This is a genomic window from Lysinibacillus sphaericus (assembly GCF_005217585.1).
Classification (GTDB): Bacteria; Bacillota; Bacilli; order Bacillales_A; family Planococcaceae; genus Lysinibacillus; species Lysinibacillus sphaericus.
The window spans coordinates 23,962-43,056 of the sequence record NZ_SZPT01000001.1 but is presented as its reverse complement, the minus strand read 5'-3'; the positions used below and the strand labels follow the sequence as shown (position 1 = coordinate 43,056).

General features: G+C 37.2%; 17 protein-coding genes and 1 other annotated feature. Of the genes, 9 read left to right on the top strand and 8 right to left on the bottom strand.

Annotated features, from left to right (window positions below):
• The first annotated feature begins 10 nt into the window (after positions 1 to 10).
• From FC748_RS00205 to FC748_RS00185, 5 genes are read left to right on the top strand one after another with little or no spacing between them, the layout of a single operon-like run.
• The gene (locus FC748_RS00205) at positions 11 to 1,024 is read left to right on the top strand and encodes an ABC transporter ATP-binding protein (RefSeq protein ID WP_024363719.1); all 1,014 of its coding nucleotides are present in this window, start codon (positions 11 to 13) and stop codon (positions 1,022 to 1,024) included.
• A complete protein-coding gene (locus tag FC748_RS00200) occupies positions 1,021 to 2,013 on the top strand; it encodes an ABC transporter ATP-binding protein (protein ID WP_108029989.1) in 993 nt (330 codons plus the stop codon). Before FC748_RS00205 ends, FC748_RS00200 begins: the two co-directional genes overlap by 4 nt.
• 36 nt (positions 2,014 to 2,049) lie before the next feature.
• Complete coding sequence (locus tag FC748_RS00195) at positions 2,050 to 2,817, top strand: sensor histidine kinase (protein WP_108029990.1); 768 nt, start codon at positions 2,050 to 2,052, stop codon at positions 2,815 to 2,817.
• Between the two features lie 18 nt (positions 2,818 to 2,835).
• Positions 2,836 to 3,534, top strand: a complete 699-nt coding sequence (locus FC748_RS00190; RefSeq protein ID WP_024363716.1) for a response regulator transcription factor — start codon at positions 2,836 to 2,838, stop codon at positions 3,532 to 3,534.
• 5 nt (positions 3,535 to 3,539) lie between these two features.
• Complete coding sequence (locus tag FC748_RS00185; RefSeq protein ID WP_108029991.1) at positions 3,540 to 4,805, top strand: permease; 1,266 nt, start codon at positions 3,540 to 3,542, stop codon at positions 4,803 to 4,805.
• Positions 4,806 to 4,878: 73 nt separating this feature from the next.
• Here the strand turns inward: FC748_RS00185 and FC748_RS00180 are convergent, their stop codons facing one another.
• The 3 genes from FC748_RS00180 to leuS form a co-directional block, all read right to left on the bottom strand.
• Complete coding sequence (locus FC748_RS00180; RefSeq protein WP_108029992.1) at positions 4,879 to 5,817, bottom strand: hypothetical protein; 939 nt, start codon at positions 5,815 to 5,817, stop codon at positions 4,879 to 4,881.
• On the bottom strand, positions 5,804 to 6,325 hold the full coding sequence (locus tag FC748_RS00175) for a sigma-70 family RNA polymerase sigma factor (RefSeq protein ID WP_024363713.1): 522 nt from the start codon (positions 6,323 to 6,325) through the stop codon (positions 5,804 to 5,806). Before FC748_RS00175 ends, FC748_RS00180 begins: the two co-directional genes overlap by 14 nt.
• 517 nt (positions 6,326 to 6,842) lie before the next feature.
• The gene (gene leuS / locus FC748_RS00170; protein WP_108029993.1) at positions 6,843 to 9,257 is read right to left on the bottom strand and encodes a leucine--tRNA ligase; all 2,415 of its coding nucleotides are present in this window, start codon (positions 9,255 to 9,257) and stop codon (positions 6,843 to 6,845) included.
• Between the two features lie 92 nt (positions 9,258 to 9,349).
• Positions 9,350 to 9,568: a binding site (T-box leader), on the bottom strand.
• Positions 9,569 to 9,820: 252 nt separating this feature from the next.
• On the opposite strand from leuS, the gene FC748_RS00165 reads away from it, so the two are divergent.
• On the top strand, positions 9,821 to 10,405 hold the full coding sequence (locus tag FC748_RS00165; protein WP_238600148.1) for a transposase: 585 nt from the start codon (positions 9,821 to 9,823) through the stop codon (positions 10,403 to 10,405).
• 51 nt (positions 10,406 to 10,456) lie between these two features.
• Here FC748_RS00165 and FC748_RS00160 read toward each other — a convergent pair whose 3' ends face one another.
• From FC748_RS00160 to FC748_RS00150, 3 genes are all read right to left on the bottom strand, one after another.
• The gene (locus FC748_RS00160; protein WP_108029994.1) at positions 10,457 to 12,196 is read right to left on the bottom strand and encodes a SulP family inorganic anion transporter; all 1,740 of its coding nucleotides are present in this window, start codon (positions 12,194 to 12,196) and stop codon (positions 10,457 to 10,459) included.
• A gap of 75 nt (positions 12,197 to 12,271) precedes the next feature.
• Positions 12,272 to 12,619 carry an ArsR/SmtB family transcription factor gene (locus FC748_RS00155; RefSeq protein WP_024363710.1) on the bottom strand — a complete coding sequence of 116 codons (348 nt, stop codon included), beginning with the start codon at positions 12,617 to 12,619 and terminating at the stop codon, positions 12,272 to 12,274.
• Positions 12,620 to 12,756: 137 nt separating this feature from the next.
• Entirely contained in the window at positions 12,757 to 13,944 is a 1,188-nt protein-coding gene (locus FC748_RS00150; RefSeq protein ID WP_024363709.1) for an MDR family MFS transporter, read from the bottom strand.
• A gap of 293 nt (positions 13,945 to 14,237) precedes the next feature.
• Here FC748_RS00150 and mnmL point away from each other — a divergent pair, with 293 nt between their 5' ends.
• Complete coding sequence (mnmL, locus tag FC748_RS00145; RefSeq protein WP_024363708.1) at positions 14,238 to 15,194, top strand: tRNA modification radical SAM protein MnmL/YtqA; 957 nt, start codon at positions 14,238 to 14,240, stop codon at positions 15,192 to 15,194.
• Entirely contained in the window at positions 15,191 to 15,817 is a 627-nt protein-coding gene (gene mnmM / locus FC748_RS00140; RefSeq protein WP_108029995.1) for a tRNA 5-(aminomethyl)-2-thiouridylate-methyltransferase MnmM, read from the top strand. The genes mnmL and mnmM overlap by 4 nt, the downstream gene beginning before the upstream one ends.
• Before the next feature lie 42 nt (positions 15,818 to 15,859).
• On the opposite strand, the gene FC748_RS00135 is transcribed toward mnmM, so the two are convergent.
• Positions 15,860 to 17,368: an alanine/glycine:cation symporter family protein gene (locus tag FC748_RS00135; protein ID WP_024363706.1), complete on the bottom strand. Its 1,509-nt coding sequence runs from the start codon at positions 17,366 to 17,368 to the stop codon at positions 15,860 to 15,862.
• 129 nt (positions 17,369 to 17,497) lie between these two features.
• A complete protein-coding gene (locus tag FC748_RS00130; RefSeq protein ID WP_024363705.1) occupies positions 17,498 to 18,304 on the bottom strand; it encodes an alpha/beta hydrolase in 807 nt (268 codons plus the stop codon).
• A gap of 135 nt (positions 18,305 to 18,439) precedes the next feature.
• On the opposite strand from FC748_RS00130, the gene FC748_RS00125 reads away from it, so the two are divergent.
• Entirely contained in the window at positions 18,440 to 18,952 is a 513-nt protein-coding gene (locus FC748_RS00125) for a gamma carbonic anhydrase (RefSeq protein ID WP_024363704.1), read from the top strand.
• The last annotated feature ends 143 nt before the right edge of the window (positions 18,953 to 19,095 follow it).

Genomic DNA, 19,095 nt, shown 5'->3' with positions numbered 1-19,095 from the left:
GGAATTAAACATGAAAGGACATACAGTGTTAGAAGTAAAAAATTTACAAACATATTTTTATTCCAGTGAAGGAGTCGCGAAGGCAGTAGATGGTGTGTCATTTATACTTCATAAAGGAGAAACGTTGGGAATTGTTGGTGAATCAGGCTGTGGAAAATCTATGACTTCTCTCTCCCTTTTGAAATTAGTGCCTACTCCACCAGGTAAAATTATTAATGGTGAAATACTGCTAAACAATACAGATTTACTAAAACTATCGGATGAAGAACTACGGAAAATAAGAGGCAATAAAATATCCATGATATTTCAAGAACCGATGACTAGTTTAAATCCCGTCTTAACCGTTGGAGAACAAATCGCCGAAACTATCCGCTTACATCAAGGCTTATCTCGCAAGGAAGCTTGGCAACAGGCAGTTGAAATGATTCGCCTCGTCGGCATACCCGCGCCAGAAAAAAGAGCAAAACAGGAGCCCTATCAATTAAGTGGTGGAATGCGGCAACGTATTATGATTGCCATGGCTTTAGCTTGTAAACCAGATGTATTAATTGCTGATGAACCCACAACAGCCCTAGACGTGACGATACAAGCACAGATTATCGATATCATTAGAAACTTACAACAACAATTAGGAATGAGCATTATTTTTATTACGCATGACCTTGGCGTGGTAGCTGAGATTTGCGATAAAATTGCGGTGATGTACGCTGGACAAGTAGTAGAAGAAGGTTCTACAGATAGTCTTTTTGAAAAGCCGCTCCATCCTTATACAAATGGCTTAATTCAATCATTACCAAAGCTCTACGAAGATCAAGAAGAACTATCGACAATCCATGGTACAGTACCGAGTCCCTATCATTATCCAATTGGCTGTCGTTATGCTGAACGATGTCCATTTGCAACCGAGCTCTGTCGCGAGCAACAACCAGAACTTATTATGGTCGAACAAGATAAGAAAGTAAGATGTTGGATGTATAGTGACGAGTGGCAAGGACAATCAGCGAAGGAGGAGATGATGGTATGACAATCAAAGACAACAGGCAGCCATTATTACAAGTAAGCGATTTAAAACAACATTTTTTCTTAAAAAAAGAAAAGCTCTTTGGTGCGCAGCAAGTTGTAAAAGCTGTAGATGGTGTTTCTTTTGAAATTATGCCAGGAGAAACGCTAAGCATCGTCGGTGAATCAGGCTGTGGGAAATCGACAACAGGTCGTGCTATTTTAAGGTTGGATGAACCGACATCTGGAGAGGTATTGTTGTTCGGAAAAAATTTAGTTGAAATGAATAAAAAAGAGCTTCGGGTGGCTAGAAAGGATATTCAAATTATTTTTCAGGACCCTTACGCTTCACTTAATCCGCGTAGAACGATTCGCAAAATGCTTTCTGAAGCTATGTCTATTCAAAAAATTGTACCACCTGCGCAACAGGAATCACGCATGCTAGAATTAATGGCACTTGTCGGATTACGTCCTGAATATCTCGAGCGCTATCCACACGAGTTTTCTGGTGGACAGCGACAGCGAATAGGTATAGCAAGAGCACTCGCCGTTAATCCAAAAATTATTATTTGCGATGAATCGGTTTCTGCATTAGACGTTTCCATTCAAGCTCAAATATTAAACTTATTAAAAAAGCTGCAACGCGAGTTGGATTTAACATTTTTATTTATCTCTCACGATTTAAGTGTTGTTCGACACATCTCTGATCGTGTCATGGTGATGTATCTTGGAAAAGTAGTCGAAATCGCGGACAAGAAGTCCCTATTCTCTCAACCGCTCCATCCCTATACAAAAGCATTATTGTCATCTATACCAATTATCGATAAGCAACACCGTAAGGAACGTATTATTTTAAAAGGTGATATTCCATCACCGCTAAATCCACCTACTGGCTGTAGTTTTCACACGCGCTGTCCGTTTGCAACTGATAAGTGTAGAGTTGAAGTACCAGCATTACGGAAAATAAAAACAACTCAAAAGGTAGCTTGCCATTTTGCAGAAAATTTAGTTTAATGTAACTTAAACAAAACAGGAGAGATTATTTTCAATATGTTACAACTAGAAACTTTCAATATCTATATTCTCCTATGTGTAATTGCTCCAATTATTGGAGCTTTTCTGCTTACATTCATATTTATTTTTGAAAAGCAGATTGATAGCCTTGAAGAAGAAAAAAGACATTTGGAGTTAGAACAAGATTTACAGCGGGCAAATATACTCCAACTCAATCAACAAATACAGCCGCATTTCTTTTTTAATGCTTTAAATTCTTTGCTAAGTCTAGCCCGTATTAATCGTAAGGAAGATTTAGTTGCGGGCATTGAGGCATTAGCAACATTTTTTAAATTTAAATACAATAATCACGAGGTTTTAATTGCCTTAAAGAACGAGATGCAATTTGTTGAGAGTTATTTAAATATTCAGCAACTACGTTTCGGACATCGTTTAACGATACACAAATATATAGACCAAGAAGCTCTTTCTGTAAAAATTCCTCCGTTTATTTTTCAAACGATTATTGAAAATGCCTTTAAACATGGATTTGAGAAGCATGCAGGACCTGCGGAGCTGTCCATTTATATAAAAAAATTAGATAGCGTTTTACAGATTGAAATTAAAAATACACAATCCAGCGATACAGCACGCAAACAAATAGAAGATGAATTGCAGCAAGGTTATGGCCTTGAAAATGTACAAAAACGTCTTGAACTGATTTATGGGCTTGAAAATATTATATTTTCAACTATTAGTGAGGATCAGCTTTATACCGTTACTATTCATGTTCCTGCGTATGCTTTAGATGTAAATCCAAGCTAAAAGAAAGGATGAAGCAACATGAATATATTAATCACCGATGACGAGCCTTTAGAGCTTGAACAAATGATTTATTTATTAAAGCCCCATTTTCCAAATTGGAAATTTCACACTGCTCTCGATGCTTCTCAAGCATTACAATTAGCCAAAAAGCATCGCATAACAATCGCCTTTTTAGACATTCAAATGCCTGGAAAAGATGGCATTACGTTAAGCAAGGAATTAAAAGAACTTTATGAATTAGATATTATTATGGTGACTGCATTTCAAACCTTTGAATATGCACAAAAAGCTTTGCGCATCGGGGTGACAGATTATTTAACGAAGCCTGTTATTGCTAGTGAATTAAACGATATCGTTGAAAAATATAAAGCATGGAGTTCCAACCATGATGCGATACAAAGTGCACTTTCATTTATTCATGAAAATTATCATGAAAAACTTACGCTCAATATCATTGCTGAAAAAATACATTTAAATCCAAGTTATTTAAGCCGTAAATTTTTAGAAGAACAATCGATTGGCATTAACGAGTATATTAATAATTATCGCTTAGAGATGGCGATTAAAAAGATGAATGAAAACATGGAGGCAAGTATGTCCACAATTGCAGAAAGCTGTGGTTTTAATAGCCAGCATTATTTTAGTGTCGCTTTTAAGAAAAAATATAATCAGTCGCCACGTCAATATAAAGTATCACAAATGTATAAAGGATCGTAAAACCTATGTATTTTAACAAACGTTCACTTCTTGTACCGCTTGCCAGTTTAAGTACAACAGCCGGCGTCATTATACTACTAGCAAGATGGATTAGTGGCAATTTTTTATTATCTTCTCCATCAGCACTTATTTCTTATGGTTTTATGGCTGGTATTTGTTATACAGTAGCAATAGCCCTATCGTTTATCATTATTGGATTCTTTTTAAATAGAAATGGCTATTCACAAAGCCAACACAAACAAAGCTTTTTAATAATGAAAATGCAAGAAAAATTAAATGGCATGAATTTAAAAGTAGTACAGTTATTTTACTTATTAACTGGTATTGAAATTTGGTTAATTCAATTAATAAGTATTAATGTATTATCCACTATTATGTTAAATATACCAGTCCCCATTACAATAGCTATATTTCTAATCGGTATGTTAGTATTGGATAGATTCATATCTTTAAAAGGGATATTATGGTTAGATGCACTATTTATCATGATGCTATTTTCTCTACTCATTTTTATTCCTATTTTTTATTTTGTGCAAAATGGCGCTAGCACTGTTTATGAAGGAATTCGTTTATACCATCCTTATTTATTTTATTTTAAAAACAGCGAAATTCTATTGTTCTATATTGTGATTCAATTAGCTATTTTAGGGCAAGTGTTGGTGGATAAATCTACATGGTATTTGATTGCCTTTGTAAAACCGAAAAAAGTACGCCGTAGCTTATTTTCATCAGGTGTGATTTTAGCCTTATTAACGTTATCGTTTACAGCCATTCTAATGATTGCGCTATATAGTGGTTCTTACGGGGAATTCCAAATTTTATTACTTACTTTTTTGTATGAAGTACAGCCAGGTTTTCTTACATTCGCTTTTCTTATGATTACACTTTTTGCAATTATAACTACATTGCTAGTAGAGATGCGCGCAACAAAACGCTTTTTTTCTACAAGAAAACCTTATTATTACTATTTAATCGGCTTAATGGTGCTTTTATTCAGTCTATTTGTATCAATCAACATAACAATTTTAGGTGTGATTTATACTTTCGCCTTTATCCATATTACAATGTTACCTTTTATGATCATTCTTTTATTTGTAAACCGAACTATTCATAAGCTTAGTTGGTTAGCAATATTGCTCTCTATTGCGATTGGTATTGGTGTTGGCGTACAGTTTAATCTTTTAAATGGTTTAGCCGTTAGCTTTACAGTATCATGCATCTTTCAATTATCGCTTCAGCAGGCAAATCGTATACCCATAGTAGACGATTAGCACCAACACTTTTCTATCAAACTTTACATTTACAAAAAAGATGTTTCGCAAGTTAGGCGAAACATCTTTTTACTTATTGAATCCAAATAAGGAAAGCGATAAATATAATAGATGTGTAAGCTGTAGTTGTTAATGCTACGTAATGTCTTTTTTCATGTCTGCCAAAATAATATTCGATTGCTAAATTAGGTAACAATATAACTAAAATGAGCACAAAGTCAGCAGCAATAAATATAATCCATGATTTTAAGTTAAATATACATAGCACAATCACATTGATAAACTTATTAAGATATACGACTTTCTTATGATTGTCACTTACATACTTCGGCTCTTTTGGAATATGGAATTTCCAGCGAACGGCTCTCTCCGCTACCCAAGCCCCTAGCCAAATGAAACCAATCCATACGAGAAAGACCAAAAAGTTAAAGTCCAATTTCTTAAAATTAAAGTCTGTAAATGCGGATATAGCCTCCCCATCATTGACCTCATAAAATTTATTGGTTTTTAGATCGAGAAAGGCAAATTTGTCATCACTTTTAAACATCTGGAGCTTTACCACTTGCCCATTACTAAATTCTATCCATAAATTATTAATTAAGTAATACTCCTCTGATTTTTGTCTTACCACTGCCTTTTGAAGCATGTTCTCAAACAGCTTTGTCTCAGTCCCTTTTGCGTACTCTTGTTGCCCTATTACCCAACCTGTTCTCCCCGCTTTAAATGAATCTTCATACCAATTTTGTGTAATTGACAACTGCTGTATTTCTTCATTTTGCGCTAGTTCAACAATTGAGGCATGCTGTACATATTCCATTTGCTGCCATGGCCCACTCGCAATCAAAAAAAGTAGTGTCACCATTATCCCTACAATTATTGCAGGATATTGCCATTTGCTAATTTGTTTGTACTGTTGTTGTGCGGCTTGGTGCACAATGCGCTCCTTTAATCCTTTTGTAAAACGTGGTGTTTCGCCTATTTCCTCATTCAGCTTCTTTTTAAAAGATGTCATCGCCTAGCACCTCCCAATCGCTTCGTTCGAGTTTGTTTTGTAACAGTTGTCTCGCTCTACGCAACCTCGTTTTCACTGTATTTTCTGTACTACCTAGTACATCTGCAATTTCACGTACTTTTAATTCCTGATAATAATAAAGAATCAATACTTCCCGATAAGTAATAGGTAACTCAAATAATGCCGCTTGCAATGTAACTCGTTCCGCCGCTTTAATGACATCGCTTTCTGGCGTTCTTTTACTAATACCAAAATGAAATTTGCTAAGTAATTGATGACGTTTATTTTTCCAGCTTCTTAAATAATCATGACTTTTATGTACTGTAATTTTTACTAAATAAGTTTTAAGCGAAGCTCTTTGTTCAAAGCGATGCTGTTGCAAATAGTAGGCGAGAAATACATCTTGTACGATTTCTTCTGCAATCGACCAATCTCGTACATATAAATAGGCCACACGAAGGCAATACTCGCCGTGCTCTTCCATAATGGCTGTTAAATGCTCACTCACTTGAGCCCCTCCTTTATCCATTCATCCTATAGTCGTAAAATTTTTAAAGTTGGTTTCACTTTAACAAAAAAAGTGCCCCCGCTTCGGACACTTTTTTTCGTAGCATCGTTTTAAAACTTTAGAATCGTCCCTATTTCTTACATTCTAATTTGCTTAGAGCTGTTTTCTATTTCGTCCATAACTGACGTTAACTCCTAAACATTTGCCTTTTAGGTTACATGCTTGTGCCATATTTTCCGCTCGATATGATTTATCTGTTGGCGTTGATGCTTGTACTTTATAATTGTGCTACTTTCGATGTAGCATCTACCATACGTTTGAATTCCTGCCACTATGTCTTCCATTACATGTCGACCTCTTCATTGTTAGCAAGATACTGTTTGCTTCCTTTCCGCTCAATCCTTGTATACGTGGCTCGTTTATCGCAATGCATGTAATGTTCATATTCCCAACGACATTTATAAAAAAAAGCCGTGAAGTACGCTTCTTACAACGTATTTCACGGCTTCTTGTTTAATTATTTAACAACAATATTAACAAGCTTTCCTGGGATAACAATAATTTTTACCAAGTCTTTGCCCGCCATATATTCTTGTACTTTTTCATCGGCTAATGCTACTTTTTCAATTTCTTCTTTTGAAGCATCTTTTGCTACGATAATTTTCGCACGTACTTTACCTGCCACTTGAACAGCAACTTCCACTTCATCGTCCACAAGCTTAGACTCATCATACGCTGGCCATTCTTCATAAGATAATGTATTTTCATGACCTAATAGTTGCCATAGCTCTTCAGCAATATGCGGAGCGATTGGTGCTAGTATTTTCACAAATCCTTCAGCATAGGCTGTTGGAAGTACTTCTGCTTTGTAGCAGTCATTAATAAAGACCATCATTTGTGAAATAGCAGTATTGAAGCGAATCCCTTCGTAGTCTTCTGTCACTTTTTTCACTGTTTGGTGATATGACTTTTCTAAAAACTTATCGTCTGAAGTTTGCACTTTCGCTGATAGCGTACCTTCTTCGTTGACAAACAAACGCCAGATGCGGTCTAAGAAACGACGAGCACCGTCTAAACCATTAGTAGACCATGCAACTGAAGCCTCTAATGGACCCATGAACATTTCATAAAGTCGTAGTGTATCTGCACCGTGTGACTCTATGATTTCATCAGGGTTCACGACATTGCCTTTTGATTTAGACATTTTTTCATTACCTTCACCAAGAATCATACCTTGGTTAAATAATTTTTGGAATGGCTCTTTCGTGTGCACTACCCCTAAATCGTATAGTACTTTATGCCAGAAGCGCACGTATAGTAAATGCAATACTGCATGCTCTGCTCCACCAATATAAATATCAACTGGTAACCAACGTTTTAGTAACTCTGGATCAGCAATCGCTTCTTTGTTGTTAGGGTCAATATATCGTAGGAAGTACCAGCTAGAACCTGCCCATTGTGGCATTGTATTGGTTTCACGACGACCTTTTTTGCCTGTTTCAGGATCTACAACATTTACCCAATCCGTAATATTCGCTAATGGTGATTCCCCTGTTCCAGATGGATGAATATTATCTGTTTTTGGAAGCATTAATGGTAACTCTGCTTCTGGAACTGGCGTTGTTGTACCATCTTCCCAATGGATCATTGGGATTGGCTCACCCCAATAACGTTGACGAGAGAATAGCCAGTCACGAAGACGATAAGATACCTTTTTCTCCCCTACACCTTTTTCCTCTAACCATTCAATCGCCTTTGCAATACCATCTGCTTTATTTAAACCATCAAGGAAATCAGAGTTAATGTGCTGACCGTCACCTGTAAATGCTTCTTTGTCGATATCTCCACCTTCAAGTACAGCAACGATGTCTAAACCAAACTCTTTAGCAAATTCATAATCACGTTCGTCATGTGCAGGAACAGCCATAATCGCACCAGTTCCGTACGTCGCTAACACATAATCAGCAATCCAAATTGGTACTTTTTTGCCGTTAATCGGATTTACTGCATAAGCGCCTGTAAATACACCTGTTTTTTCTTTGGCTAAATCTGTACGCTCTAAGTCTGATTTCATTTTTACTTTTTCAAGATATGCATTGACAGCAGCTTGTTGTTCAGCTGTTGTAATTTCAGCCACTAGTTTATGCTCTGGTGCAAGCACTGTATATGTTGCACCGAATAGCGTATCAGGGCGTGTTGTAAATACCGTAAAGTTTTTGTCCGACCCTTCGATGCTAAATGTTACTTCTGCACCTTCTGAACGACCAATCCAGTTACGTTGCATGTCTTTAATGGATTCTGGCCAATCTACTTCTTCTAAATCGTCGATTAAACGATCCGCATAAGCTGTAATTTTAAGTATCCATTGTTTCATTGGACGACGTTCTACTGGATGTCCGCCACGTTCAGACTTCCCATCGATAACTTCTTCATTCGCAAGCACTGTACCTAGAGCTGGGCACCAGTTTACCGCCACTTCATCTACATAAGCTAAGCCCTTTTTATATAATTGAATGAAAATCCATTGTGTCCATTTGTAGTATTCTGGATCTGTAGTGTTAATTTCACGATCCCAGTCATAACTAAAGCCTAACTCTTGAATTTGACGTTTAAATGTCGCAATATTTTTTGCTGTAAATTCTGCTGGGTCATTCCCAGTATCAAGTGCATATTGCTCGGCAGGTAATCCAAATGCATCCCATCCCATCGGATGTAGAACATTAAAGCCTTGCATACGTTTGAAACGTGAAAGGATATCTGTCGCTGTATAACCTTCTGGATGTCCTACGTGAAGTCCCGAACCTGATGGGTAAGGGAACATATCAAGCGCATAAAATTTCGGTTTATCCATTTCATTTTCTGTTTTGAATGTTTTGTTGACATCCCAATACTTTTGCCACTTTTTTTCAATTTGTTGATGATTAAAGCTCATTATTTTTCCTCCTTATAGTATGTGCAGTACCACTTATCGTAAGAATTGACAAAATATTTAAAAAATAAAAAAACTCGCCCCTTTCTTTGTTAGAAAGGGACGAGAGTATTCTTAACTCCCGCGGTACCACCCAAATTAGTGATTACACTCGGCTCAAGCTTCCTTAACGCGGAAATAACGGCAAACGTAAAATTTCATATTACGTATGCAGACTCAGCAGGCGAGTTCAATTTGCATCCTTACTAGCTTCCACCAACCGCTAGCTCTCTAAAAAGAACCACAAATTTACTATTCCTCATCAATGTCTTTACATGTATTGCATTTATTCTAATGGAAAGTCCTGAAAAGCACAAGCATCTTTTTATGGTGCCTGGCACGCACACAATTTCCACACAATTATCAAAAAAATTTTTTTCTATGATTATTTTCACCAACAATTTTTCATTTCAACCTTCTATGCACATGAAAAATAAAAATAGTCATTACTTTCGTAACTCCCGTCTAATTGACGTTCTTTACATGCTTTTTTATGCTAAAGAAAAAAGTAAAGGAGGCAATAGCGTGTGCCAAGAAAAAAACGGCTTTGGTCCCCAGATCATTATCATCATGTAGTAGTACGCGGTAACAATCGTCAAACTATTTTTCACAATGTAGCAGATTATGAAGCTTTCTTTCGTGTATTACAATATGCTTATCACAAATATTCGTTTACGATTGTTGCCTATTGCGTTATGACTAACCACTATCACCTGCTGATTCGTTCACCCAAAGTGCCACTAGGCAAAGTGATGGCCAATGTTAATTGGCGTTACAGCAATTACTTTAAAAAGAAGTACAACTATTGCGGTCATCTATATGAAAGTCGATATTTTGCAGACCTTGTTCCCTCACAACTCGACATGCTTAGTGTTAGTCGCTATATTCACCGCAATCCTATCTCAACGTCTCCCCCTATGGTTGACAAAATGGAGGACTATCCTTATAGCTCGTATTATCTCTACAAGCATCCTATATCTTCAAACTTCCCCTTCTTTGATACAAGTATTGTCAATAGCTATTTTCTTCAAACATCACAACGCCACTCACTATCTTACTGCCAATATTGCGAGCAACATGAAAGCAAATCGTGTAATGTAGCACCCCAATAGGAAAGCTCCACACGACAATCCATCGTGTGGAGCTTTTCTGTTCAATCGTCATCAATTGTCAGAATCTTTTCCGTGCCTGTCACTCGAAAAGTCAACGCATTCATGGAAAGCGAAATGTTTACAACCAAGGCATTTATTCATATCTAAATGTGTCAATGCTCTATTTATAGCTTCTCCTGTATGTTCAAAAAAATGATCTTGTCCAATTTGAGCATATAATCCATTACGCATAAGCGCTAGTTTTAAGTCCTCTTGTATGCCCGTGACGAAGACCTTGCCACCACGCTTTGTAAAGTTCTCCACGATATTGCTAAAATAAGACTCACCTGTGGAGTCCATAAATGGCACTTTTCCCATACGTAAAATCAGGACGCTTGGTTGTTCTTGCATAGAATGCAGTAATGTCTCTTCAAACGTTTGCGCTGCACCAAAAAACAGTGGACCCTCAATCGTATAAATACTAATTTGTGGACAATCATGCTTTTGATTGACAACATAAGGTTGTACCTTTCCATTCTTTTTTGTATGGTCAGGTAATACTTTATCTATAACCAACTTCTCACTCATTCGTTTAGCAAACAACACAACGGCTAAGCCAAGACCTACTTCAACAGCAATCGTTAGGCTAGCGAAAACGGTAAGCAAAAAAGTAATAATTAATACAAGTGAATCTCCAGATTTCGCTTTTACAATATGAGCAAAATGTTTTTGTTCACTCATATTCCACGCAACGACCATTAGTACTGGTGCCATACTTGCTAACGGAATATGCGAAGCAAAGGGCGCTAATAACAATAATGTGACTAATACAAACACACCGTGAATAATACCTGACATTGGTGATGCAGCACCCGTTTTAATATTGGTTGCCGTACGTGCAATCGCCCCTGTAGCAGGAATCCCGCCAAATAATGGTGTAATAATATTCGCTATGCCCTGTCCTACAAGCTCACGATTACTATTATGTTTCGTATTGGTCATACCGTCAGCAACAACTGCTGATAAGAGCGACTCAATCCCGCCCAAAATGGCAATCACAAAGGCAGGTCCAATCAATAATTGTAATCGTTCCAAGGTGATTTCTGGTATTGAAAACTTCGGTAACGTATTAGGAATTTGACCGTAAGCCGTAGCAATTGTTGCAACCTGTCCTGAAAAAAAGAAGGTAGCAACAAGTGTAGAAACAACAATGCCTACTAATGCGCCAGGTACTTTTGGAAAAAATTTAGGTGTTAAAAGGATAATTACAAGACAAATAACCGCTATGAAAATACTATAATAATTAATTGTTCCTATATGCACGAACAACTCTTTCATATTTGCGATAAAATATTCATGACGTGTAATATTTGTTAAACCTAAAAAATTAGCTATTTGCCCAGTAAAAATGATAACCGCAATACCCGCAGTAAAGCCTATCGTTACAGGACGTGGTATAAATTTTATAAGAGTACCTAGCTTGAAAAGGCCCATTAAACATAGCAGCACTCCCGCCATTAACCCCGCAATTAATAAATTTTCATAGCCATATGATAAGACAATGCCTAAAAGAATTGGCACAAAAGCACCTGTTGGTCCACCGATTTGGAATTTTGAACCTCCAAATAGTGAAATAAGTATGCCCGCAATACACGCTGTATAGATCCCATATTCTGGTTTTACACCGGAAGCAATGGCAAAAGACATCGCTAGTGGAATTGCAACAATCCCAACAATTATGCCAGATAATAAGTCCTTTTTAAAATGATCAACTGAATACCCTTCATACCGACCTGTAAACAGTGATTTCATACAATAATCTTCCCTTCGAAATAATTAAGTTTTTCGAATCCAGTTCAGTAAGGGGTGGTAAATGTATTACATCCCCTACATGCACTCTTCGTCATTTTCACTGACGGTCATTTCTTCTAATCTTGAAATTGTATGAATTAAATGGTTGTCAAAGATATCTTTTGCAACACGCAACAATTCAACAATCATTGGATCACTTAAAGAATAGTAAACTTTTTTACCTTCTTTTGTACCATAAACAATATTTTTTGCCCGTAAAACACTTAACTGCTGGGAAACTGCCGAGCCTTCTTTTTCTAGGCAACTTTGAATCTCATTCACACTTTTCTTGCCATCGACTAATAACTCAAGAATTCTTATCCGTAACGGGTGTGCTAAGGCTTTAAAAAAATCGGCTTTAAACTGTTGTAAGCCTTCTTCCACGTTAATCCCCCCATATCATTCATTTTCACATATTCAAATATTTGAATATGTATGATTGTATCCTTTTGCGTCAACTATTTCAATCCAAAAAAATAAAAAAGCGAATGCTATAGCATTCGCTTATAAGTAAATCGCCTTTAATTTTCAGAATTGTTTGCGTGCCTGCCACCCAATAATGGGCGGTCATAGATCAGACATGGGAAAATGCCTATTAATACAATAACTACTAAAATTGAAACAAGGGCAATCATACCAAATTGATCCACCATAATGCCACCGAACAATGGACCGATCATCCGACCTGCTGTAGCCGCACTATTAATAATACCTTGGTAAAAACCTTCGCGTCCCTTTGGTGCAAGCTGATTTGCAATGGTCGGTAAAGCTGGTGTATAAAACATTTCGCCAAAAGTTAATACAACCATTGCAGCAGCAAACATTTTAAAATCTCCAGCAAATGCTACAATGCCAAACGACGCTGCAATAAGCGTAATGCCAAATACTAGTTGACGTTTTAGTTGATGTTCCCAACGGCGCACAAGCGGTGCGATTAATGGTTGCCCAACAACAATAAGAAGCCCATTAATCGTCCAAAGTAAACTATATTGTTTTAACCCTAATCCCAAATCTTGCGTATAGGATGAAATGGTTGCACTCCATTGCGAATAGGCAAGCCAGCATAACACGGAGGATGAACTTAAAATTAACAAGGCATAAAATGGTGCCTTATTTGTAATACGTTTACTTTCACTTACTACATTTTTCAATGCTATACTTTCCGCATCTATTCCTCTAAATGTAATCAATGCGATAAAGAAAAATAAAATATACATCGCTAAATTAACAACAAACACATAATCAAATTGATAATCCGCCACAATCCCAGCTAATGCCGGCCCTACGGCAACACCTAAATTTTGCGCTAAATAAATCGCATTAAATGCCTTACGACCACCTTCAGGCCAAGCCGCTCCTGCTAAGGCAAACATCCCTGGAAATACAATTCCTCCACTAAATCCAAGTATGGTTAAAAACCAAACATAATGTGGCCAGCCATGCCAGATTGTTAATCCTATTAACGAAGCAACGGTCAATAAAATGCCCAGCATAATAGATTTATAGCCGCCAATTCTATCAAATAAAAAACCACCTAATAGATTGCCTAATACACCCGCAGCCGAATTCAACATTAAAACAAAGCCAGCCATTGCAAGTGATTTCCCTAAATAATCGTGCATATAAATGGCATTTAAAGGCCATAAAAAAGAGTTGCCCGTCGTGTTCACAAGCATACCGATAATTAAAAACCAAACACTTTTTGGCATATCCTTGACCCCCATTATTTCGTTTCTCTAAATAGCTAGTTTATGATGAAAAATAAAAAAGTACAAGGAAAATAAATTTACCCTTTCTTCATAAAAAACTTCTTAAATAAGCCGTTTTTTTGTGCTTTATGCATGCGTTATAGTAGCCAACAGTTCTGTTCCTTTACCACAAAAATAAATTATTTATTTAAGTAAACAAAGCCGCCTAATATTTGTCTCTGTCTATTTATATTCTTACTCCATGACGGAACCTTACGCACATGATAAAATACAATGTTAGAGGAGTGAAATACATGACAGAAACAAACTTTCCTTTTCCCACAGAGGGGAAAAGATACTATACATGGAATCGCTATTTACGTGATCACTTCGGTCATAAAGTATTTAAAGTAGCGCTCGATGCAGGTTTTGATTGCCCGAACCGAGATGGTACAGTCGCATTCGGAGGTTGTACATTTTGTAGTGCTGCAGGGTCAGGTGACTTTGCCGGAAATAAAGTCGATCCTATTGATGTGCAATTTGCGGAAATTCGAGACAAAATGCATCAAAAATGGAAAGATGGCAAGTATATGGCTTACTTCCAAGCATATACAAATACCCATGCGCCACTGCCAGTTTTAAAGGAAAAATTTGAGGCTGCGTTAGCACAAGAAGGTGTAGTCGGACTGTCCATTGCAACACGCCCAGATTGCTTACCAGATGATGTTGTAGAATATTTAGCAGAACTAAATAAACGCACCTATTTATGGATTGAACTGGGACTACAAACCGTCCATGAAAAAACGGCAAACCTGATTAATCGCGCACATGATTATGCAACCTATGTAGAAGGTGTTGAAAAGCTGCGTAAGCATGGGATTCGTGTGTGCTCACATATTATCAACGGCCTTCCACTTGAAGATTATGACATGATGATGGAAACGGCACGTGCAGTAGCTAAACTGGATGTCCAAGGCATTAAAATCCATTTACTGCATTTATTAAAAGGGACGCCTATGGTTAAGCAATATGAAAAAGGCATGCTAGAATTTTTAGATCAAGACGTTTATACAAAACTAGTTGCAGATCAGTTAGAAATTTTACCACCGCAAATGGTTATCCATCGTATAACAGGTGATGGACCAATTGATTTAATGATTGGACCAATGTGGAGTGTTAATAAGTGGGAAGTATTGAACGGTATTGATGCAGAGTTAGAACGTCGGGGCAGTTGGCAAGGTAAATTTTATAATGCCGAGGTCACAAAATGAAGCTTCAACGCGTCTTACAATATGCACAGCAATTATTAATAGACTCGATACAAGAAGGCGATACTGTTGTCGATGCTACGGCTGGAAACGGCCATGATACATTATTTTTAGCTCAACTTGTTGGTGATAACGGACAAGTTTATGCCTTTGACGTGCAAAAAAATGCAGTCGATGCTACTTTGCACCGTCTGCTAGATAATGCATTAGAACACCGTGCCCTTGTGTTACATACGGGGCACGAAAATATAGCCAAGCATGTTCAAAAACCAGTTGCGGCTGCTATATTCAATCTTGGCTATTTGCCTGGCAGTGACCATGATATCGTAACAAAACCAAATACAACGATTCTTGCAATTCAAGATTTATTGCAACTGCTAAAAATCGGCGGATTAATTGTCCTTGTTATTTACCATGGCCATCCAGGCGGTAAAGAAGAACGTGACGCAGTCATCAACTATGTTAGTCAGTTACCACAAAAATATATCCATGTGTTAAAATACGAATTTCTAAACCAACAAAACGACCCACCATTTGTTATTGCATTAGAAAAAATGAAAGACTTCCCGGTGCCAGTCGCTCAAACAATTCTGAACGCACAAGCAGCCGCTTGCGACGGCCATTAAAATAAAAAAGTCCTCTCAATATTGAGAGGACTTTTTTATACATTATTTATTTTTGCGTTTATCATTGTAATCAACCCAGAAATCCGCACCTTTAATTCCTAGTTTACGAGGATCAAACACAGGGTCTTTGCCTTCTTTTTTCTGTTTCTCGTAATCTTTTAATGCGAGAATCGCAGGCTTCATAATAATTAAAATGGCAATAACGTTAATCCATACCATTAATCCTAAGCCAACGTCACCCATTGCCCATGCAAGGTCAGATGTACGAATCGTTCCAAAAAATGTTGCAATTAAAAAGGCGATTTTAGCTATCCAAATGAAAATCTTTTCGGTTTTCCCTGAGAATAAATAGGCCACATTCGTCTCTGCTATATAGTAGTACGCCATAATTGTCGTAAATGCGAAGAAGAATAAAGCGATTGCTACGAAGCTTGAACCTATACCTGGCAATGAAGATTCCACTGCCCATTGTGTATATGCAGCACCTTCTTTAATACTTTTCGCAAAGGTAATTTGCTCCTCACCAGTAAGGCCATTTTCATTGAATTCACCAACGTAAATAAACGGATCTGTACCTTCCGCAGCTTTCTCATTCTGAACATTATACATACCTGTAAATAAGATCATAAATGCTGTAGCCGAACAAACTAATAATGTATCAATGTACACAGATGCCGCTTGCACAATACCTTGTTTAGCAGGATGTGAAACTTCAGCTGCCGCCGCTGGATGCGCACCAGTTCCTTGACCCGCTTCGTTAGAATAAATACCACGCTTAACCCCCCAAGCGATTGCTGAACCAATAATTCCCCCAAATACTTCTTGTGCACCAAAAGCACTAGAGAAAATTAGCGAAAATACAGCAGGTACTTCTGAAATATTCATAAAAATAATGACGATTGCCATTAGAATATAAGCTAAAGCCATGAATGGGACAACTACTTGTGCAACATTTGCAATGGATTTAACCCCACCGATAATAATAGCACCTAATAATACAACAATAATAATTCCTGTAATCCAAGATTCCATTCCAAAAGCGTTTTCAACGGCACCTGCTATTGCATTTGATTGAACACCAGGCATTAGTATTAACATGGCTATTAACGCTGCAATTGCAAAAATGATTGCAAACCACTTCTGCCCCATCCCTTTTTCAATATAAAAGGCTGGACCACCACGATATTCTGTTTCTTTCTCTTCTTTATATATTTGCGCTAATGTTGACTCCACATAAGCTGTCGCTGCACCGATGAAGGCAATTGCCCACATCCAAAAAATCGCACCAGGTCCCCCCATTGCAATGGCAGTTGCTGTACCAGCAATGTTCCCTGTACCAACGCGCCCAGATAATGCAATCGACATTGCTTGGAAAGAAGAAATTCCTTTTTCTGATTTTTCCCCTTTAAACATTAAGACAAACATGTCCTTAATATGTCTTATTTGTAGGAACCTTGTAATAATTGAAAAGAATAAACCGATCAATAAAATACCATAAATAAACCACGGTCCCCATAAAATACTGTTCATAAAACTAACAATACTTTCCATCTTACCCCTCCCAAAATATGAATATTCGTTCTTTAAGACATTATAGTATTACATTTTTCTGAAAATTACAACATTATTTTTAAGTTACTATACATCTTATTCAACAATATTTTTCGGAGGGGAAACATTCTATCGAATTATATAGCCAATTCTACGCAAAGCATTATTAATAAAATCACGGATATAGAAAAAAATCTCATCTCTCTCTATTTCATGGTACAGATTATGGTAGCATTTTGCCCATTCTTTAAATTGGAATTCAGCAAACTCCTGCTGATGCAACCAATTACGTGTTTGTCTAGTTTCTGTAATGCTATCTCTTTCTCCAGTCATAATAAGCATAGGGGTATTTGGAAACTCTGCTTTCGGCATAATCACTAAATTGCGCATCATCTGTTGTAACTCACGATACCATTTTACTGAGATGACAGACATAAAAGGAAACTCGTCTTTCATTTCATCGCGACCTTCGACACTACGTGATAACTTGTCGAAAGTAATATCATGTGTCATCTTCACACTTGCCGTCAAAGCACTTAAGCTCGTTAATGCATTCGATAATTTCCCAGGCTGTAAGTTCAATTGCAACCAAGGTGAGGTCAAGACAATTCCTGCACATTCATATTTTCTCTTATGCATGGTATGCAGTATTAACGTTGCTCCTAGTCCATGCCCTATTAAAAATACTGGCAAATTATATGAAAAGGCATTTTCAATTAAATGCCTAGTATACTTGTTGTATTCTTTAAAGTCCTCATCATGGACACGTGATAGTTTCGCATTTGCCCCATGATTCGGTAAATCGCCCATGACTACGTGGAAGCCTTCCATTCTAAGTTTTTCAATCAGCCATGCGTACCAACGGTGGTTTTCATATGCACCGTGAACAATAGCAATCACAGCCTTCGCTTGTCCATCAGCTTCCCATTTCCACATTCACATAGTCCTCCTAAATAATTAGTTACACAATAATTATAACGAAATATTCGTACCATTATAAAATTATATTTGCATAAAATTGCGTATTTGATACGATAATACTACATCAAAGAAAGAAAAGAGGCGATTAGCATGATTTATCCTTTTAAAGACAAAACACCTACAATCGATCCATCGGTTTTTATTGCTGACTATGCAACCGTTACGGGAGACGTAACGATTGGAGCAGAGACAACAATATGGTTTAATACAGTGATTCGAGGCGATGTATCTCCTACAATTATTGGTAAACGAGTAAGCATCCAAGATCTTTGTTGTCTACATCAAAGTCCAAAATATCCATTAATAATCGAAGATGAAGTAACAGTTGGACACCAAGTAACCTTACATAGCTGTACAATTCGAAAAAATGCCTTAATTGGTATGGGATCAATTGTGTTAGATGGGGCAGAGATAGGAGAAGGTGCATTTATCGGTGCGGGTAGTCTTGTCCCTCCAGGTAAAGTCATACCTCCCAATTGTTTAGCATTAGGACGTCCAGCGAAAGTTGTACGGGAATTAAATGCTGAAGACAAGGAAGATATGGAACGTATCGTTAGAGAATACGCGGAAAAAGGACAATATTACAAATCTCTTCAAAAATAATGGATGCTTACAAAACGGGCGAATTGCCCCTATAGTTGTAGATGTTTGCATACGTAACAACTCTTTATAAAAAAAATTCGCAATTTCCTTCCACTAACCGCCTACAGTACATCTTGTATGTAGACGTACGGGAAGAAAGCGAA

Bases quoted from the DNA above. Each gene is read 5' to 3' on its own strand.
- leuS (WP_108029993.1), bottom strand. From the start codon at position 9,257: ATGAGCTTTAATCATCAACAAATTGAAAAAAAGTGGCAAAAGTATTGG.
- FC748_RS00150 (WP_024363709.1), bottom strand. From the start codon at position 13,944: ATGCCAAAAAGTGTTTGGTTTTTAATTATCGGTATGCTTGTGAACACG.
- FC748_RS00125 (WP_024363704.1), top strand. From the start codon at position 18,440: ATGATTTATCCTTTTAAAGACAAAACACCTACAATCGATCCATCGGTT.
- FC748_RS00185 (WP_108029991.1), top strand. From the start codon at position 3,540: ATGTATTTTAACAAACGTTCACTTCTTGTACCGCTTGCCAGTTTAAGT.
- FC748_RS00195 (WP_108029990.1), top strand. From the start codon at position 2,050: ATGTTACAACTAGAAACTTTCAATATCTATATTCTCCTATGTGTAATT.
- FC748_RS00180 (WP_108029992.1), bottom strand. From the start codon at position 5,817: ATGACATCTTTTAAAAAGAAGCTGAATGAGGAAATAGGCGAAACACCA.
- mnmM (WP_108029995.1), top strand. From the start codon at position 15,191: ATGAAGCTTCAACGCGTCTTACAATATGCACAGCAATTATTAATAGAC.
- FC748_RS00135 (WP_024363706.1), bottom strand. From the start codon at position 17,368: ATGGAAAGTATTGTTAGTTTTATGAACAGTATTTTATGGGGACCGTGG.
- FC748_RS00205 (WP_024363719.1), top strand. From the start codon at position 11: ATGAAAGGACATACAGTGTTAGAAGTAAAAAATTTACAAACATATTTT.
- mnmL (WP_024363708.1), top strand. From the start codon at position 14,238: ATGACAGAAACAAACTTTCCTTTTCCCACAGAGGGGAAAAGATACTAT.
- FC748_RS00130 (WP_024363705.1), bottom strand. From the start codon at position 18,304: ATGTGGAAATGGGAAGCTGATGGACAAGCGAAGGCTGTGATTGCTATT.
- FC748_RS00190 (WP_024363716.1), top strand. From the start codon at position 2,836: ATGAATATATTAATCACCGATGACGAGCCTTTAGAGCTTGAACAAATG.
- FC748_RS00160 (WP_108029994.1), bottom strand. From the start codon at position 12,196: ATGAAATCACTGTTTACAGGTCGGTATGAAGGGTATTCAGTTGATCAT.
- FC748_RS00200 (WP_108029989.1), top strand. From the start codon at position 1,021: ATGACAATCAAAGACAACAGGCAGCCATTATTACAAGTAAGCGATTTA.